The following is a 16,818-nucleotide window of genomic DNA, read 5'->3' as shown; positions in this document are numbered from 1 at the left end:
ACCCGAAGGGTCTGCATTTCAGGGGCGCGGGGCTGTGTCCATCAGCGGCTTCGCCGCGGGGCGCGACCAGCCCCCACCGGACCCGCACCCGGCAACGAACCGCACCCGGCAGACGGGCACCCGCCCCGGCGAAGCCGACCCGGACCTAAGGTCCGCTGACCCCCGCCGCCCCCGAGGCATACAGCGCGTGGGCCGCGCGCAGGACCAGGGGGTCGGCGTGGCGGGCCGCGACGAGTTGGAGGCCGATGGGGAGGCCCTCGGAGTCGAGGCCCACGGGGACGGTCGCCGCCGGCTGTTGCGTGAGGTTGAAGGGGTACGTGAAGGGCGTCCAGCCCGTCCAGCGCCGGAGCCCCGAACCTCGGGGGACCTCGACCCCCGCCTCGAACGCGGTCAGCGGCATCGTCGGCGTCACCAACAGGTCGTACGTGGAGTGGAACACCCCCATGCGTCGCCCGAGCGCCATCCGTGCGTCGACGGCCGCCAGGTACTCCAGCGCGCTGTACCGCGCCCCGCGCGCACACACCTCCTTGAGGCCGGGGTCCAGCAACTCACGCTGCGCAGGGGACAGTTGCTGCACCACGCGCGCCGCCCCGCTGAACCACAGCACATGGAACGCCTCGACCGGATCCGTGAAGTCCGGGTCGACCTCCTCCACGTACGCCCCGAGTTCGGCCAGCCGCGTCACAGCGCCGCGCACCGCCGCCGCCACCTCCGCCCGCACCGCGACCTGCCCGCCCAGGGACGGCGAGAACGCGACCCGCAGCCCGCGCACGCCCTCGTCGAGCCCGTCGCGGAAGCTGCCCGCGACCGGCCCGAGCCCGGACCAGTCCCGCGGATCGGGCCCCGAGATCACGTCCATCATCAGCGCCGCGTCCGCCGCGTCCCGTGTCATCGGCCCGACGTGCGACAGCGTCCCGAACGCCGATGCCGGGTACAGCGGCACCCGCCCGTACGTCGGCTTCAGCCCGAAGATCCCGCAGAACGACGCCGGGATCCGTACCGACCCCCCGCCGTCCGTGCCCAGCGACAGCGGCCCCGCGCCGACCGCGACCGCCGCCGCGCTGCCGCCGCTGGACCCGCCGGCGGTGCGCGAGGTGTCGTACGGATTGCGTGTGACGCCCGTCAGCGGCGAGTCCGTGACGCCCTTCCAGCCGAACTCGGGGGTCGTCGTCCGCCCCACGAAGACGGCCCCGTGCTCCCGCAGCCGGGCCACCGACGGCGCGTCCTCGTCCCAGCGCCCCTCGGCCCGCACCGTCCGCGACCCACGCAGCGTCGGCACCCCGCGCTGCAACAGGATGTCCTTGACGGTGACCGGCACCCCGTCCACCAGGCCCTGCGGCTCCCCGCGCCGCCACCGCTCCGCGCTCGCCTCCGCCGCCGCGAGGGCGCCCTCGGCGTCGACCCGCGTGAACGCGTTCAGCGCGGGCTGGGTCTCCTCGATCCGGGCGAGCACCGCCCGGGTGGCATCGACCGGGCCGAACTCGCCCTTGCGATAGCCGTCGACGAGTTCCTGCGCGGTCAGTCCGGTGAGCTCGGTCGTCATCCGCCCTCCAGCAGCAACACAGTCAGCGATCAGTTCCCGGGGACATACCCACGTTTCTTGTCGACTACATTCGTCAGCGGCCGGCCGGCGGCCCAGGCCTCGTACAACTCGACGAACTGGGCACCCAGTTCGTCCCGCCAGCCCACCGTGTCCCCGCTCATGTGCGGCGACACGATCAGTCCCGGGGTCGTCCACAGGGGGCTGTCCGGCGGCAGCGGCTCGTGCTCGAAGACATCGAGGGCGGCGCCCGTGATCCACCGCTTGTTCAGCGCGTCCAGCAGATCGTCCTCGACGACGAGCTGTCCGCGCCCCACGTTGATGAACCGCGCCGACGGCTGCATCACGCCGAACCGCCGGGCGTCGAACATGCCGCGCGTCGCGTCCGTCAGCGGCGCCGCGCACACCACCCAGTCGGCCCGCGCGAGCAGCCGGTCCAGCTCGTCCTGCCCGTGGACCCCGGCCCGCGCCTCCCGCCCCACCAGCGCCGTGATCATCCCGATCGCCTTCAGCTGCTTCACGATCGCCCGCCCGATCGGCCCCGAGCCGACGACACAGGCCCGCGTCCGCGCGACCCGCTGCGACTCCCGGTGCCGCCAGGTCCGCTCCGCCTGGAGCGCGAGGGTGCGCGGCAGGTCCTTGGCCATCGCCAGGACCAGCGCGGCGACGTACTCGGCGATCGGCCGGTCGAAGACGCCCCGGGCGTTGGTCAGCACGGTGTCCGAATCGACCAGCTCGGGGAACATCAGCCGGTCCACGCCCGCGCTCGCCGTGTGCACCCAGCCCGGCCGGGCCCCGGGCGCGGCGGCCGGCCAGGCCTCCCGTACGGCGTCCGAGAGGAAGTCCCAGACGAGCAGCACATCGGCGTCGGGCAGCCGCTCGCGCAGCTCGTCGGCGTCCTGGGCGTGCTCCACCCGGGCCCGCCCGGTGAGGCTGCCGAGGCGGGGCGCCGGGGCCGGTGACGGGGCGTCCAGGACCAGCACGGTCGGGGTCCGGAGATCGTTGCGCAACGAGGTTCCGCTTCCTGGGGGACGGTTCCCCGGGTCCCCCGGGAAACAGATTCTGCGGGCTTCGGGCATCCGCCTGACTTGGGCGGATTGACCACGCTGGCACCTGAATCTAACGTCGTCAACAGGGGTACTCCGTAAGCGGATACCCACCCTCTCCGCTGTTCCGACGTCCCGGCGGTCCGCCGGCCTCAGCACCACCCGGGAACACCCCGGCACATTCCGGCACCCGGCATCCATCACGCATCACGACAGCTGAATGTGGGGCCAGCTCATGGACGTCTCATTCCTGGGGGGACCGCAGCCGCAGCGCGGCGTGGGCGTCGTCGCACCCTTCGACTTCGCCCTCGACCGCGAGCTGTGGCGCTGGGTGCCCGACGAGGTCTCCCTCCACCTCACCCGTACGCCGTTCGTGCCGGTCGAGGTCAGTCTCGACCTGGCCCGCCTGGTCAGCGAGCACGAGACGCTCGACGAGGCGGTACGGGCCCTGGCCATGGCCGAGCCGGAGGTCGTGGCGTACGCCTGCACCTCGGGCAGTTTCGTCGGCGGCATCGCCGGTGAGCGGGCGATGTGCGAGGCCATGCGCCGGGCCGGCGAACTGCCCTCGGTGACCACCTCGGGCGCGCTGCTCGAAGCCCTCGCCGAGCTCCGCGCCCGGCGCGTCGCCCTGGTCACCCCGTACACGGCGTCGGTGACCGAGTCCCTGGAGTCGTATCTCGCCGAGGCCGGGACGACGGTCACCGGGCGGGCCTATCTCGGACTGACCCGGCACATCTGGAAGGTCCCGTACCGGGACGTCGCGGCGATGGCGCGGGAGGCGGTGGGCCCGGGGGCCGACGCGCTGTTCATCAGCTGCACGAACCTGCCCACGTACGACGTCATCCCGCAGCTGGAGGCCGAACTGCGGATCCCGGTGATCTCCGCCAACCAGGTCACGATGTGGTCCGCCCTGAAACGGCTCGGCACCCGCGCGGTAGGCCCCTACCAGGCGCTGCTCGACCCGGCCGCGCGCCGCCAGTGGCCCCTGCCCGAACAGGACCCGCAACTCCCCGAAGGCCAGCAGGAAGGCGGCTTCGCATGACGGCGCTCGGATTCCTCTACCCCGGACACTCCGCCGAGGACGACTACCCGCGCATCGAGATGCTGATCGACAGCGACGTACGGCTGCCCGTCGTGCACACCGACATCGGCGAGGACGCGCACCGGGTCGACGCGCTGCTGCGGATGGGGGCGCCCGAGCGGCTCGCGGCCGGGGTCGAGGAGCTGCGGCTCACCGGGGCGGAGGCGGTGGTCTGGGCGTGCACGTCCGCGAGCTTCGTCTTCGGCTGGGAGGGGGCGCACGAGCAGGTGCGGGCGCTGGCGCGGGTCGCGGGGCTGCCCGCGTCCAGCACGTCCTTCGCCTTCGCGTACGCGCTGCGGGAGCTCGGGGTGCGGCGGGTCGCGGTCGCGGCGACGTACCCGGAGGACGTCGCCGCGTACTTCGCGGAGTTCCTCACGGCGGCGGGGGCGGAGGTGCTCTCCGTGCGGGGGAGCGGGATCATCACCGCGGCGGAGGTCGGCACGTGGGGCTGGGACGAGGTCCTGGCCATGGCCCGCGCCGGCGACCACCCCGAGGCGGAGGCGATCCTCCTCCCCGACACGGCCCTTCACACGGCGTCCTACATCGCCGCCCTGGAACGGGAACTGGGCAAGCCGGTCCTCACCGCCAACCAGGTCACCGTCTGGGAGGCCCTGCGCCTCGCCGACCGCCGCGTCAACGCTCCGCTCCTGGGTGCGCTCTTCACGAAGGCACCGCTGATCCAGGCGTAGACCTTCGCCCGCGGGTCGGTGGGGGCTGATCGCGCAGTTCCCCGCGCCCCTGAAATGCAGACCCTTCGGGTCGCATTTCCCCGATCAAGGCGCGGGGCGCCTGCCATCGGGGGAAGGCGCGGCGAAGCCGCAGCCTTCCAGGGGTGCGGGGCTGTGTCCATCAGCGACTCCGCCGCGGGGCGCGAGAAGCCCCACCGGGCCGCAGCCGGAGAACAGGGGAATAAACCGGAGACCGCCTCCGTTAAAGCGGGCGTTGAGTACAGGCACCCGTAGCAGGAGGATCCGTGCCGCCCACCCCAGACGACATCCGCGGCGCAGCCACCGGCACCGCCCCCACCCCCCTCTCGGTCCTGGACCTGGTGACGGTGGGCGCCGGCCGCACCGCCACCGACGCCCTCCGCACGAGCGTCGACATCGCCCGCCTCGCGGAGCGCCGCGGCTTCCACCGCTACTGGGTCGCCGAGCACCACTCCATGCCCGGCGTCGCCTCCAGCAGCCCCGCCGTGATCCTGGCCCACCTGGCCGCCCACACGGACCGCATCCGCCTCGGCTCCGGCGGCGTCATGCTCCCCAACCACGCCCCGCTGGTCATCGCGGAGCAGTTCGGCACGCTGGAGGCGATGGCCCCGGGCCGCGTCGACCTCGGCCTCGGCCGAGCCCCGGGCACCGACGGCGCCACCGCCGCCGCCCTGCGCCGCAGCGAGCGCCTGAACGAGGGCGCCGACGACTTCCCGCAGCAGCTCGCCGAGCTGCTCCGCTTCCTCGACGACGACTTCCCCGACGGACACCCGTACGCCAAGATCCACGCCGTCCCGGGCCCGGTCCAGGCCACGTCCCCCGGTGGCGTCCAGGACCCGCACCGCCCGCCGGTCTGGCTCCTCGGCTCCTCCGGCTTCAGCGCCCGCCTGGCCGGCAGCCTCGGCCTGCCGTTCGCCTTCGCGCACCACTTCTCCGCGCAGAACACGATCCCGGCCCTGGACCTCTACCGCGCCTCGTTCCGGCCCTCCGCCGTCCTCGACGAGCCGTACGCCCTCATCGGCGTCTCCGCGCTCGCCACCGACGACGACGGCACCGAGGCCCGCCGCCAGGTGATGGCCGCGGCCCTGAACATGGTGCGGCTGCGCACCGGCCGCCCCGGCCTGGTCCCGACCCCGGAGGAGGCGGAGGCGTACGCGTTCAACGAGATGGAGCGCGACTTCATCCGCACCTGGAACTCCAATGTCATCCACGGCACCCCCGACGAGGTCCGCTCCGGACTCGACGACCTTCACAAGCGCACCGGCGCCGACGAGCTCATGCTGACGGCCAACGCCCACAGCGGAGACGTCCGCCTGCGCTCGTACGAGCTGATCGCCGACGCCTACGGACTCCCGGGCGCCGGCGCCTGACGCCCGCCCCCGCCGGCCGGGAGCCTGCCTAGGCGGCGCTCCCGGCCAGCAGCGCGGAGATCCCCTCCGCGGCGACCGCCCGCGAGTACAGCCAGCCCTGACCCGTGTCGCACCCGATCCGGCGCAGCCGCTCCGCCTGCTCCGACGTCTCGACGCACTCCGCGATCACGGAGAGCCCGAGCCGGTGGGCCAGCTGCACCAGCGCCTCGACGATCATCGCGTCGGCCGGGTCGGACGCCGCCGCGCCGCCCTGGCCGCCGCCGTCCTGGAAGCCCCGCACGAACGATCCGTCGAGCTTCAGCACCGACACCGGCAGCCGGCTCAGATAGGCGAGGTTCGAGTACCCGGTGCCGAAGTCGTCGATGGCGATGGCGACCCCCATGTCACTGAGCGCCTGGAGCGCCTGCAACGGCCGCCCCGCCGACCCCATCACGGCCGACTCGGTCAGCTCCAACTGCAGAAGACGCGGCGGGAGTTGTGTCTCCTCCAGGATCTGCGCCACGTCGGCCACGAGATCCGAGTCCCAGACCTGACGCACCGCCACGTTCACGCTGACGACGACCGGTTCTGCCTCCGGGTGCGCCACCTGCCAGGCCCGCGCCTGCCGGCAGGCGGTCCGCAGCACCCACCGCCCCAGCTGCACGATCGACCCGTCCTCCTCGGCCAGACCGATGAACCGATTCGGCGTGAGCAGGCCGAACCGCGGGTGCCGCCAGCGCACCAGCGCCTCCACCCCGGACAGCCCGCCGTCGGCCATCCGCACCAGCGGCTGGTACTCGAGCACGAACTCCCCGCGCTCCACCGCCGGCCGCAGCCCCGAGGAGAGCGCCTGCCGTGTCATCCGGTGCGCGTTGCGCTCCGGGTCGAACAGGGTCCAGCGCGCCTTGCCGTCCGCCTTCGCCCAGTACAGCGTCGTGTCCGCGGCCTGCATCAGACCCGTCGTCGTGGTCCCCGCGACATGCCGCTCCACGACCCCGATCGAGGCCGACATCGACAGCCGCTGCCCCGACAGGTCGAACGGCTCCTGGAGCGCGGAGAGCACCGACTCCGCCAGATCCGCGAGCTGCTCGGTACCGGTCGAGTCCTCCACCAGCAGCGCGAACTCGTCACCGCCGAGCCGGGCCACCAGCGGCGTCCCCGTCGCCGTGGCGGCCCGCTCCGCGCAGCGGCTGAGCCGGTCGGCGACCGCGGTCAGCAGCCGGTCGCCGACGTGGTGGCCGAGCGTGTCGTTGACCGCCTTGAACCCGTCGAGGTCGAGATGGCACACGCCCACCCGCCCGGTCGCGCCCGTCCCCTCGTACGCGCCCGCCTCCAGCGCGGCCGTGACCCGCTCGAAGAACAGCGCCCGGTTGGGCAGCCGGGTCACCGGGTCGTGCATCTCCAAGTGCCGCAGCCGCGCCGCGAGTTCACGGCGGGCGCTGATGTCGGTGAGCGAGATCAGCGTGGTCTCGGTGCCCGGTACGGGGCCGACCGTGATCTGCGCCCACACCGAGTGCCCCGAGGCGTGCTTGAGCCGGCGGGTGCGGGTCAGCCGGGCCTGCCGGCCGCGCAGCACCTCGCGGTACGCGTTCCAGGTGCGCGGGTCCGAACCGAGGTCGAGCAGCTCCGCGGCGTCCCGGCCGGTCAGCGCGTCGCGGCCGGCGCCGTCGAGCAGGACGCGGGCCGCCGTGTTGGCCGCCTCGATCCGGCCCGCCGGGTCGACGACGACCATCGCCAGCGGCGAGGCGAGGAACGCGGACCGCAGCGGGTTCCTCGCCTGCGCCTCCTGGGCCCGCTCGGCACTCTCCGTGAGGGTGTGGCCGGGGCGCGGGCCGGGCGGGCAGGTTTCCGTCGCGGTCGTGGGCCCTTCTGGCTGTGCGCTCACCGCTCGCTCCCGCTGTGCGTCGTCTGGATGCGTGATCTGGTGCGGCCGGGTCCCGGCAGAAAGTGTGCCGATCATAGAGGCAGGCCGGACGGCCCATCCAGCCTGCGCAGGCCCACCGGCCGCACCGCGCCTGCCGGGTGACCCCGTGCCAGATCGTTTCTGCTCAAGGTGCGTCGCGGTCGTGCCGAGGTCCGTGCACAGCCCGACCGGCTGTGACGTTCTGTGACCGCCCGGCGTGTCACCCCGTCACTCGTCCGGGCCAGATAAAGAGGGCGCAGTCCTACAAACACCCACAGTCTGGGTGGGGTGTCCCGCTTTCCCCACCCGGAGGTCGACTTGCCGCGTCCGCAGCCACCCGGGGGAGTGGAGAAGCCCCGGCCGCGCGCTGTCGCGGCGGCGCTCACCGCTCTCACCGCCCTGGCCGCCACGGGTCTGGTCGCGGGCCCCGCGTCCGCCGCCCCCTACGGCGGTCCCTGCGCCCTGGAGCGCACCGCCGCCCACCACTCCGAGGGCCTCGACACCTGGAACGAGGCGTATCCGCGACCCGGCAAGCGGCTCGACGCCGTGATGGTCTTCCTCTCCTTCCCCGACGCGCCGCCGCAGACCAGCCCGCAGGAACTGGCCGCCGACCACTTCCCGGCCACCACCCAGTTCTTCGAGCGGGCCTCCTACGGGCGCTTCGAACTTGTGCCGCATCCGCAGACCCGCTGGATCCAGATGCCGCACGCCTCGACCTCGTACGCCATAAAGCGGGACTGGAGCGCGGCGCACCGCAGCGACTACCTGCGCGACGCGCTCGCCGCCGCCGACCCGGTGACCGACTTCAGCAAGTACGACGTCGTCTACCTCGTCGCCGACCCGGACGCGCCCGGAGTCGACTCCGACGCCACGAAGGTCGTCAACTTCGACCGGCCGATGCGCGCCGACGGCACGGACATCCAGCGCGTCGTCACGGTCTTCGAACGTCACCCGCCCGACCGCAACGTCCTCGCCCACGAGACCGGGCACGTCTTCGACCTCCCCGACCTCTATCACCGGCCCTCCGACGGCAAGGGGGACTGGGACACGTACGTGGGGGACTGGGACGTCATGGGCAGCCAGTTCGGGCTCGCGCCGGACCTGTTCGGCTGGCACAAGTGGAAGCTGGGGTGGCTGGACCCGGGGCAGGTCCGCTGCGTCAGCGCGACCGGGCCCACGCGGCTCACCCTGGAGCCGTTGAGCACGGGGCCGGACGCGCGGGGCGCGGCGTTCGGCACGGGGGACGGGACGAAGCTCGCCGTCGTCCGTACGGGGCCGTCCAGTGCGATCGCCGTCGAGGCGCGCGGAGGCACCGGCAACGACACCGGCACCTGCACGCGGGGCATCCTCGTCTACCGGGTCCGCAGCGACTCCACTTCCGGCGAGGGTCCCGTCCAGGTCCTCGACACGCACCCGGGCACGGGAGCCTGCTACGGCGAATCCGTCTACCCGCCCCTGGCCGACGCGCCCCTGGAGGTGGGCGAGAGCTTCACCGTCCCCGGCGAACACCTCCGCATCGAAGCGGAGGACCGCACCCGCTCGGGTTCCTGGAACGTGAAGATCACGACGGGCTGAGCACGCGCCTGGGCCCCCGCCGGGCCCCTCCGGTTCCGGGCGCGTATCCGGTCGGGTCGACCCAGCCTTGGGCAGTCTGCCGCCTGGGGCGGCACGGGTGGGCAAGGCGGCACCCAGGTGCCGGGTGCGCGAATCGGTCGGCCTCGGCCAAGGCGTAGCCGCCGTAGGGGCTGAGCATCGTCGCTGAGTGCTGCGCCGTCGTGGCTGGTCGCGCAGTTCCCCGCGCCCCTGGAGGGCGCACTCCGCGACGGAGTCGCAAAAGCGAAGGCCCCCCGCTGCTTGCGAGGGGCCTTGCTGTCGGTGCGCCATCAGGGACTCGAACCCCGGACACGCGGATTAAGAGTCCGCTGCTCTAACCAACTGAGCTAATGGCGCCGGCTGACGTCGTAGACATTAGCATCGCGATCGGCGGACCGAGAAATCGATATGCGCACCGTCGCCCGGGCCGCCCGGACGCAGGCCCAGAGCAGCACCTCGGGCCCCGGCAGCCAGGGCCGGCGCGTGTCCGGAGCCACCACCCAGCGGGACCGCGCGTGCGGCGGCGCGGGTGACAACGGCGCGGGCACGGTCACCGCGTCGCCGGGGCCGTGACACAGCAGCGGCGGCACCGCGGGGCCCCATTCCTCCCACTCCAGCAGCGACGGCAGCCGCTGAGCCGTACCGGGCGCCGTGAAGAGGAGCATGCGCCCCCGGTGCGCGGCGACCGGACCCGAGCCGGGCCCCTGGTCCCACAACCGGTCCAGCATCCGCCGGCCGAAGATCGCCGGCACGTTCACCACGTCGAAGACGGAGCCGCAGGGCAGCACCACGGGGGCGTCGGGGCGGGACTCCCAGTCGGCCAGCGTCGAACGCGGATACGCTCCGGCCGAGGCGAGCCACGCGGCGCCCTCGGGGGTGAGCCCCGAGGCGTCGAGGTGGTCCTGGAACGCGGTGGCCGGCGGCATGAGGTGCGGGTGTGCGGTGCTCATGTCCCCTACATCTACGGGCTGTGAGAGCCCGCTTCCCGAGAGTTGCGGGAATTCGGGACAGGAGGGGGCGGGGCGGAGTATCTTGCCCCCTCGGCATATGCCACCAGGTCATTACGGACGGTCAGTCGGTGTCGTCCCGGGCGCCGCGCAGCAGGTCACGGCCGAACTCGACCATCTTCTTCGCATAGTCCTCGGTCCACTCCGCGCGCTCCGCGATGTCCGCCGTGGTCAGCCGGTCGAACCGGCGCGGATCGGCGAGCTGTGCGGCCGCGATCGCCTGGAACTCCATGGACCGGTCCGCCGCCGCGCGGAAGGCATGGGTCAGCTCGGTCGCCCGGCCGAGCAGCTCGCGGGGGTCCGCGATGGACTCCAGGTCGAAGAAGTGCTCCGGGTCCGCGGTGGCCTCCGCGGGCTCGAAGATCAGCGGGGCGGGCCGCAACCGTGGCTGCGGGCTACGGGGCCGCTCGGGCTCCGCCATGGTGGTCCTCCTTGGTTCCGGCTACGTCTTCATTGTCCGGCACTCCGCAAGACCACCCTCTGGCCTCAGGGTCTCCACGCCGCTCGATGGCCTCGCGCCTCAGGGTCTCCAGGTCACCCGATGCCGCGACAGCCGTTCCAGCACCGCGTGATTCGCCTCCCAGCCGTCCGGGCTGTCTTCTTCGGCCGCCTCCGGCGGCGTGCCGGACTCCGTCCGGTGGCCTGGCCTCAGGGTCTCCAGGTCACCCGATGGCCTCGCACCTCAGGGTCTCCAAGCCACCCGATGCCGCGACAGCCGTTCCAGCACCGCGTGATTCGCCTCCCAGCCGTCCGGGAACTTCACCGCGACCCCCAGTTGGACCGGGTCCGTCGACGGGTGGGCGTCGAGGAGGTCGGGGATGCCGGCGCGGCTGATGACGATGCAGGCGTGGCGGTGGCGGGACGCCAGGACGCACAGGCGGCCCGTCTCCAGGTGGAAGGCCGTCGCGTCGGGGCGGCCCGACAACGGGTGCAGGACCACCGTCACGTCGAACTCCATGCCCTGCAGCCGGTTCGCCGTGTCGACCGTCACCCCCGTGACGTCCAGCTCCGCGAGTGCGGCCCGTACGGCGGCCGCCTGGTCGCGGTGCGCGGTGCCGACACAGATCCGGTCCGCGGTCAGCGCTCCCTCCCGCGGCTCCCGCTCGGAGTACGTCACCCCTTCCCGGTCGAGCAGGCGCCGTACGACGAGAGCCACCGCCCGCACCGCCTCCGGGTCCGTGCGTGGGGTGTGCGCCGCGGGCAGTTCGAGCAGGCCCCAGCCGGAGCGGGCCGCCTCGTCGATCACCCGGTCCGGGCCCGAACCGTCCGACGGGACGCGGAAGTCCAGCGCCCGGTCCCCCTCCTCCGTGCCGCTGCGGAACTCCGTGAAGGGGTAGAAGGCCTTCGACACCAGCGGCGCCGCCGTCGCGGGGAGCCGCCACGACACCGGGAGGCGGTGCTGCGGCAGTTCGGGGTTGTGCGCGAGCAGCGTCGACACCGCGGAGGCCGACGGGTCGTAGGACAGGCCCGCCCACTGCTCGGAGCCCACGATCGAGAACGGGTCCAACTGCCCCGGGTCGCCCACGAACAGTGCCCGCTCGAACAGCCCCGCCACGGCGAGCAGCGCGTCCGACCGCATCTGGTACGCCTCGTCGACGATCGCGTGCCGCCACGGCGCGTCGACCTTCACGTGCGCCCACTTCGCGGCCGTCGAGATGACGACCGGGAGCGGCGCGAGATCGCCGGCCTTCGCCGAGGTGCGGACGTTCGGCAGGTCGTCCAGGGCCTTGTCGTACGCGTCGGCGTCGCTGCTGTGCAGGCGGCCCACGGGCAGCTCGGGGCTCTTGTCGTGGAGCCGTACGACGAGGTCGTCCACCTGCGCGTTCGTCTGCGCGACGATCATCAACGGGCGTCCCGCGTCCGCGAGTTCGAGCGCGGCCCGCACCACGAGGGTCGACTTCCCGGCGCCGGGCGGGGAGTCGACGACGACACCGCGCGCGTCCCCGTGCAGCGTGTCGCGCAGGATGCCCTCGGTGGCCCGGGACGCCTCGGCGCCCGGGTCGAACGTGTCCGGCGTGCTCACCGTGCTCACAGGATGTCCTCCGCCGTCGTCGCGTCCGGTGCCTCCGCGCCCGCCCCGGGCGGCCCGCCGTGCGTCCACGGCGTCGCCTCCGGATCCGGCAGCTTCGGCCCGCCGCGCTGCTCGTGCTCGAACAGCGTCCAGCACACCCGGTCGCCCTTCCGCGGCACGGAACCCTCCTCCGGCTCCTTGCCGCGCCCCATCTTGTCCAGGATCCGCAGCACCACCGCGTCCTCGCCCTCGTACGCCACGAACTCGGCGCTCTGCGGCTTGCCTTCGAGCGAGCGGTACACCTTCACGCGCTCCGCGAGGTGCGGCCGGTCGTCCGTGTGGACCGTGACGAGCGGACGCGGGCGCTTCTTGTCGTTGTACGCCGCCACGACCTCCGTCACCTCGCCCGCGAACGCCTCCCCGGCCAGCCGCCGCCCGGCCATCACCAGCGGGTCGTCGAGCGCCTCCTGCGCGTCGAGCCGGGCCTGTTCGCGCTCCCGCGTCGCCAGCTTGTTCGCCGCCGTCACCGCGTCGTCGCGGCGCGGCTGCGGGGGCTCGCCCGCCGCCACCCGGTCGCGGTGCATCGTGAACGACCAGCGGTCCCGCGTCCAGCGGTCCGCCGCGTGCCCGCCCTCGGGCAGCGTGCACAGCACGTCGAGGCCGCGCCACACCGCGTCCCAGGTGGGCCGGGTGCGGGACTCGACCAGGGCGTGGATCTCCCGCTCGGCCGCCGTCAGTTCGGCGAGCCGGCCGTCCGCCTCGATCGCGTCCTCGGCCGCCGCCATGCGCGTGCGCGCCCGGTCGTAGCGCTCGATCGCCGGCGCGAGCAGCTTGTTGTCGAACGCCGGGTCCGTGGCCGGGCCGGCCGGCGGGCACAGCAGTTGGCCCCGCTCGTCCCGGCCCCGCTCCGCACGCTCGGCCGCCGCCGCGCCCGATGTGCCCTGCGGGGCGTCGATCCAGGCGAGCAGCGCGCCCAGGTGCTGGTCCTCCAGGCTGGACTGGCCCGTCGCCCAGTGCCGCGACAGCAGGTCCGTCATCGCCAGGAGCAGCGCGGAGCCCGGCACGCGCGCCCGCTCCCCGAAGTGCGTCAGCCAGCGCCCCAGCAGCGGCACGTGCGGCGGCGCCGGATACGGAGCCTCCGGATCCTGCTCGGCGGTGCGCCGGAACCGCATCGACCGGCCGAGCAGCCGGACGAACTCGACGCCCGCCCGGCTCGGCACGATCAGCTGCGGCGCGTCCGCGCACAGCTCCACCTCGACCTTGACCTTCTTGCCGGTCTCCGCGTCCGTCTCGTTGCGCTCCGTCAGTTCGACGTCCGCCGCGAACCCGTCCAGATACGGCAGCACCTCGTCCGCGAGCCGGGTGAGGAACGCGAAGCGCAGGTCGCGGTCGCGCGGCTGCGGCACCACGAGCAGGCGCGGCGACGTCCGCTCCGTGCCGACGAGCGCGCCGAGCGGGGCGCCCGTCTCGCCCGCGGTCGTCAGCGGCACGAGGACCAGCGGGCGCTGGGACAGATGCCGGTGCCGCACCGTGGCGGTCGGCTGCGCGCGTCCCGTGCTCGTGGCCTCCAGCCGGGCCAGATGGTTGATCAGACTCACCGCTGCCACTCCTTGCCGCTCAGTGCCTCGGCCCGCAGCGCGGCGGCCCGGCGCAGCGCCGCCACCGTCGGGTCCGCCGGATCGCCGCCCTCGCCGTGCGCCGCCGCGAGCACCGCGTCCACCGTCGTCAGGCCGCCCAGCTCGGCGCGGAGCGGCCGGCCGAGCGCCGTCACCGCACCCGCGGCCCGGGACCGCTCCCGGCAGTGGAACGCCAGCTCGCACGCGGCCAGGCACTCCGGCGCGTACGTCGCCGGCACCGCCTCCACCGACGCCGCCAGCTCGGCCGCGGGCAGCTCGGGGTCGAAGGCCGTGCCCGGCGGGAGCGCCGCCGCGATGTCCTCGATCCGGGTCAGCCGGGCCAGCTGCCTGCGCGTCACCGCGAGCTGCTTGCGCACGTCGACCGCGGACGCCGCCGGCAGGTTCGAGAAGTCCTTCGGGCACACCAGCACGATCCGGTCCCGGACCCTGACCTCGGCCGCGGGGCCGGGCAGCCGCTGTGCGACCTGCTCCAGGGCCAGTACGTACACGGCCGCCTGGCGGGCCGCCGCCCCGACCTTCGCCGCGTCCGCCGCCCCGTCGATCATCGGGAACGACTTGATCTCGACGACCGTCCAGCTCCCGTCCGGATGCACCACGACGGCGTCCGGCTCCAGGAAGGCCGGGCTGCCCGCCACGTCGAGCGCCAGCATCGGATGGGCGAGGAACGTCCACGTGCCCGGCGATTGCGCGGCCTCGCGCAGCGCCAGCGCGGTCCGTGCCGTACGGCCCTGCGGACCGGCCGCCGACAGATCGGGCGCCGAGACCAGCTCACCCACCGGCTCCGGCGCGCTCGCCGGACCGACCCGCTCGTGCACCAGCCGCAGCAGCTGCGTGCCGCCGTCCGCCTTCACCCGCGCCTCGAACACGTTCCCCCGCGCCAGCGCGAACTGGGACTGGCCGAACGCCGAGGGCGCCCCCAGCGCGTCCGCGAGCCACGCCTTGTCGACGCCCGCCCCGTCCAGGAGCGCGCGCCGGTCGCACCCCGGGTTCGCCGCGAGGGCGGCCAGGGCGCGGGCGTCCAGCGGGCGCGGGGGACGGTCCGGGCCGCGCAGCTCAGCGAGCTGGTGCCGCAGCCCCGTCACCGGTGTCGTGGGTCGGGGCACCCTTGCGCTGTCGGGGAATTCGCTCACCCGGCGAAGTCTGGCACTCTCCACTGACAATCGAGGAACGTGTGGCGGAAGGGGCGGCCCACGAGCCGTTCGCCAGCACCGCGGCGACCCTGTCCCGGACCCGCCCGGCGGCCCGCTGGACCGGCTTCGTGAGCAGCAGACCCACGCCCATCACGGCGGCGCCCGCGACCGCGTCGAAGAAGTAGTGGTTGGCCGTGCCCATGACGACGATCGTGGTGATCAGCGGATAGCCGACGGCCGCCGTCCGCGCGAGCGGGCCGCGTCCGTGCCGCCACAGCATCACCCCGCACCACAGCGCCCATCCGACGTGCAGGCTGGGCATCGCCGCGTACTGGTTCGTCATCCCGCCCATGCCCTTGGGCGCGCTCGCCGCGCCGCCCCACCAGCCGTACGCGCTGTACTGGGCCATCGTGTCGACGAACCCGTAGCCGGCCGTGAGGAGGCGGGGCGGGCAGGTCGGGAGCAGGGTGAAGCCGATCAGGCCGATCAGCGTCGAGGTCATCAGCCAGGTGCGGGCCGCGCGGTACACATGGGCGCGGCGGCGGAACAGCCAGACGAGGATCGCCGGCGTGACCAGGTAGTGCAGCGAGGCGTACCAGAAGTCGGCGGGGACGCCGATCCAGGCCTCGCGGGTGAACAGCCGGTTCAGCGGATGTTCGAGATTGAGGTGGACCGCCTTCTCGGCCCGGAGTATCGCGAGGCCGTGGTCGACGGCCGTGCTCACGTCGCCGCGGGCGAGCAGCCGGCCGGCGGTGTACACGCCGTACACGAGGAAGATCAGCGGGAGCTCGGTCCACCAGCGCAGCCTCGCTCCGGGTATGTCCCCGGCGTGCGCTGCGTCGTCGTCGGTCTGCGACATGCGGGCCGCTCCCCCTCTTCCCTCGTCGGCGGCCTCCGGCCACTTCGTCACCCTACGGCGTGAATGAGGTCCTTGGTGGGTGACCTCTGACCCTCGTAGACGCCGAGATCGACGGCCGGGTTGCCCGGCGGGCGGTCCCCGGCGAGGTTGCGCGATGATGAACGGGTCCCTCCCGAACCGTTGAACTGCGAAAGGCCCCCCATGGCACCGCGCATCCTGCTGGCCCGGCACGGACAGACGGAATGGTCCCTGTCCGGACGGCACACCGGCAGGACGGACATCCCGCTCCTGGAGGAGGGCCGGCGCGGCGCGAAGCTGCTCGGCGAGCGGCTGCACCGCGCGCCGTACGACGGGCTGCCCGGCGTCGAGGTGCGGACCTCGCCGCTGGTGCGGGCGAGCGAGACGTGCGCGCTGGCCGGGTTCGGGGAGCGGGCCACCACGTGGGACGCGCTCATGGAGTGGGACTACGGGGCGTACGAGGGTCTGACTCCCGCGCAGATCCAGGAGCTGCGGCCCGGCTGGTTCATCTGGCGCGACGGGGTGCCCGAGGGGGAGTCACTGGCGGAGGTCTCGGCGCGGGCGGACGAGGTCGTCTCCTGGGCCCGTTCCGCGGACCGGGACGTGCTGGTGTTCGCCCACGGGCACATCCTGCGGTCGATCGGGGCGCGGTGGCTCGGGCTGCCGCTCGACTTCGCGGCGCGCATCCGGTTGAACCCGACGTCCCTGTCCGTACTGGGGTGGGCGTACGGGGAGCCGGCGATCGAGTCCTGGAACGAAACGGGGCACCTGGCGGTGGGCTGAGCGGACGGCGCCTCTTCGTCTGCGGGGTGCTCGTCGCGGTCGGGCGCGGGTCTCGTCGTGGCTGGTCGCGCAGTTCCCCGCGCCCCTGAAATGCAGACCCTTCGGGTCGCATTTCCCCGATGAGGCGCAGCCTCATCAGGGGCGCGGGGAACTG

At 73.7% G+C, this 16,818-nt stretch carries 14 protein-coding genes and 1 tRNA gene; 5 read left to right on the top strand and 10 right to left on the bottom strand.

Translation table 11 applies throughout. The features are described from left to right. Positions 1 to 145: 145 nt before the first annotated feature. The gene (locus ACZ4E1_RS26080) at positions 146 to 1,543 is read right to left on the bottom strand and encodes an amidase (RefSeq protein ID WP_467543304.1); all 1,398 of its coding nucleotides are present in this window, start codon (positions 1,541 to 1,543) and stop codon (positions 146 to 148) included. Between the two features lie 29 nt (positions 1,544 to 1,572). Next, positions 1,573 to 2,550, bottom strand: coding sequence for a D-2-hydroxyacid dehydrogenase (locus ACZ4E1_RS26075; RefSeq protein ID WP_467543302.1), 978 nt, complete (start codon positions 2,548 to 2,550; stop codon positions 1,573 to 1,575). A 271-nt stretch (positions 2,551 to 2,821) separates the two neighbouring features. Between ACZ4E1_RS26075 and ACZ4E1_RS26070 the strand changes: the two genes are divergently transcribed. From ACZ4E1_RS26070 to ACZ4E1_RS26060, 3 genes are all read left to right on the top strand, one after another. Then, entirely contained in the window at positions 2,822 to 3,628 is an 807-nt protein-coding gene (locus ACZ4E1_RS26070) for a maleate cis-trans isomerase family protein (RefSeq protein WP_467543300.1), read from the top strand. After that, positions 3,625 to 4,356, top strand: a complete 732-nt coding sequence (locus tag ACZ4E1_RS26065) for a maleate cis-trans isomerase family protein (protein ID WP_467543297.1) — start codon at positions 3,625 to 3,627, stop codon at positions 4,354 to 4,356. Before ACZ4E1_RS26070 ends, ACZ4E1_RS26065 begins: the two co-directional genes overlap by 4 nt. Positions 4,357 to 4,640: 284 nt before the next feature. After that, on the top strand, positions 4,641 to 5,744 hold the full coding sequence (locus tag ACZ4E1_RS26060) for an LLM class flavin-dependent oxidoreductase (protein WP_467543295.1): 1,104 nt from the start codon (positions 4,641 to 4,643) through the stop codon (positions 5,742 to 5,744). A gap of 28 nt (positions 5,745 to 5,772) precedes the next feature. Here the strand turns inward: ACZ4E1_RS26060 and ACZ4E1_RS26055 are convergent, their stop codons facing one another. Next, positions 5,773 to 7,683: a putative bifunctional diguanylate cyclase/phosphodiesterase gene (locus ACZ4E1_RS26055; protein WP_467543293.1), complete on the bottom strand. Its 1,911-nt coding sequence runs from the start codon at positions 7,681 to 7,683 to the stop codon at positions 5,773 to 5,775. A gap of 261 nt (positions 7,684 to 7,944) precedes the next feature. Here ACZ4E1_RS26055 and ACZ4E1_RS26050 point away from each other — a divergent pair, with 261 nt between their 5' ends. Then, positions 7,945 to 9,201, top strand: a complete 1,257-nt coding sequence (locus tag ACZ4E1_RS26050; RefSeq protein WP_467543289.1) for a M6 family metalloprotease domain-containing protein — start codon at positions 7,945 to 7,947, stop codon at positions 9,199 to 9,201. Positions 9,202 to 9,502: 301 nt separating this feature from the next. Here the strand turns inward: ACZ4E1_RS26050 and ACZ4E1_RS26045 are convergent. The 7 genes from ACZ4E1_RS26045 to ACZ4E1_RS26015 all read right to left on the bottom strand — a co-directional run bounded on the left by ACZ4E1_RS26045 (position 9,503) and on the right by ACZ4E1_RS26015 (position 15,863). Next, positions 9,503 to 9,576, bottom strand: a tRNA-Lys gene (locus tag ACZ4E1_RS26045). Continuing rightward, on the bottom strand, positions 9,567 to 10,169 hold the full coding sequence (locus ACZ4E1_RS26040; protein WP_467543286.1) for a bifunctional DNA primase/polymerase: 603 nt from the start codon (positions 10,167 to 10,169) through the stop codon (positions 9,567 to 9,569). Before ACZ4E1_RS26040 ends, ACZ4E1_RS26045 begins: the two co-directional genes overlap by 10 nt. Positions 10,170 to 10,290: 121 nt before the next feature. Beyond that, positions 10,291 to 10,647, bottom strand: coding sequence for a hypothetical protein (locus tag ACZ4E1_RS26035; protein ID WP_467543283.1), 357 nt, complete (start codon positions 10,645 to 10,647; stop codon positions 10,291 to 10,293). Positions 10,648 to 10,908: 261 nt separating this feature from the next. Next, on the bottom strand, positions 10,909 to 12,258 hold the full coding sequence (locus ACZ4E1_RS26030) for an AAA family ATPase (RefSeq protein WP_467543279.1): 1,350 nt from the start codon (positions 12,256 to 12,258) through the stop codon (positions 10,909 to 10,911). Continuing rightward, positions 12,255 to 13,835 carry a hypothetical protein gene (locus ACZ4E1_RS26025; RefSeq protein ID WP_467543277.1) on the bottom strand — a complete coding sequence of 527 codons (1,581 nt, stop codon included), beginning with the start codon at positions 13,833 to 13,835 and terminating at the stop codon, positions 12,255 to 12,257. The genes ACZ4E1_RS26030 and ACZ4E1_RS26025 overlap by 4 nt, the downstream gene beginning before the upstream one ends. Next, positions 13,832 to 14,977, bottom strand: a complete 1,146-nt coding sequence (locus ACZ4E1_RS26020) for a hypothetical protein (protein WP_467543846.1) — start codon at positions 14,975 to 14,977, stop codon at positions 13,832 to 13,834. Before ACZ4E1_RS26020 ends, ACZ4E1_RS26025 begins: the two co-directional genes overlap by 4 nt. After that, positions 14,928 to 15,863, bottom strand: coding sequence for a phosphatase PAP2 family protein (locus ACZ4E1_RS26015; RefSeq protein WP_467543273.1), 936 nt, complete (start codon positions 15,861 to 15,863; stop codon positions 14,928 to 14,930). The genes ACZ4E1_RS26020 and ACZ4E1_RS26015 overlap by 50 nt, the downstream gene beginning before the upstream one ends. Before the next feature lie 201 nt (positions 15,864 to 16,064). Here ACZ4E1_RS26015 and ACZ4E1_RS26010 point away from each other — a divergent pair, with 201 nt between their 5' ends. Next, positions 16,065 to 16,664, top strand: a complete 600-nt coding sequence (locus tag ACZ4E1_RS26010) for a histidine phosphatase family protein (RefSeq protein WP_467543270.1) — start codon at positions 16,065 to 16,067, stop codon at positions 16,662 to 16,664. Positions 16,665 to 16,818 lie beyond the last annotated feature (154 nt).

The sequence above is a fragment of the Streptomyces sp. NPDC025806 genome (genome assembly GCF_055558275.1).
Note: the sequence above shows the minus strand (reverse complement) of the source record. Positions and strands in the feature narration are given on the sequence as shown.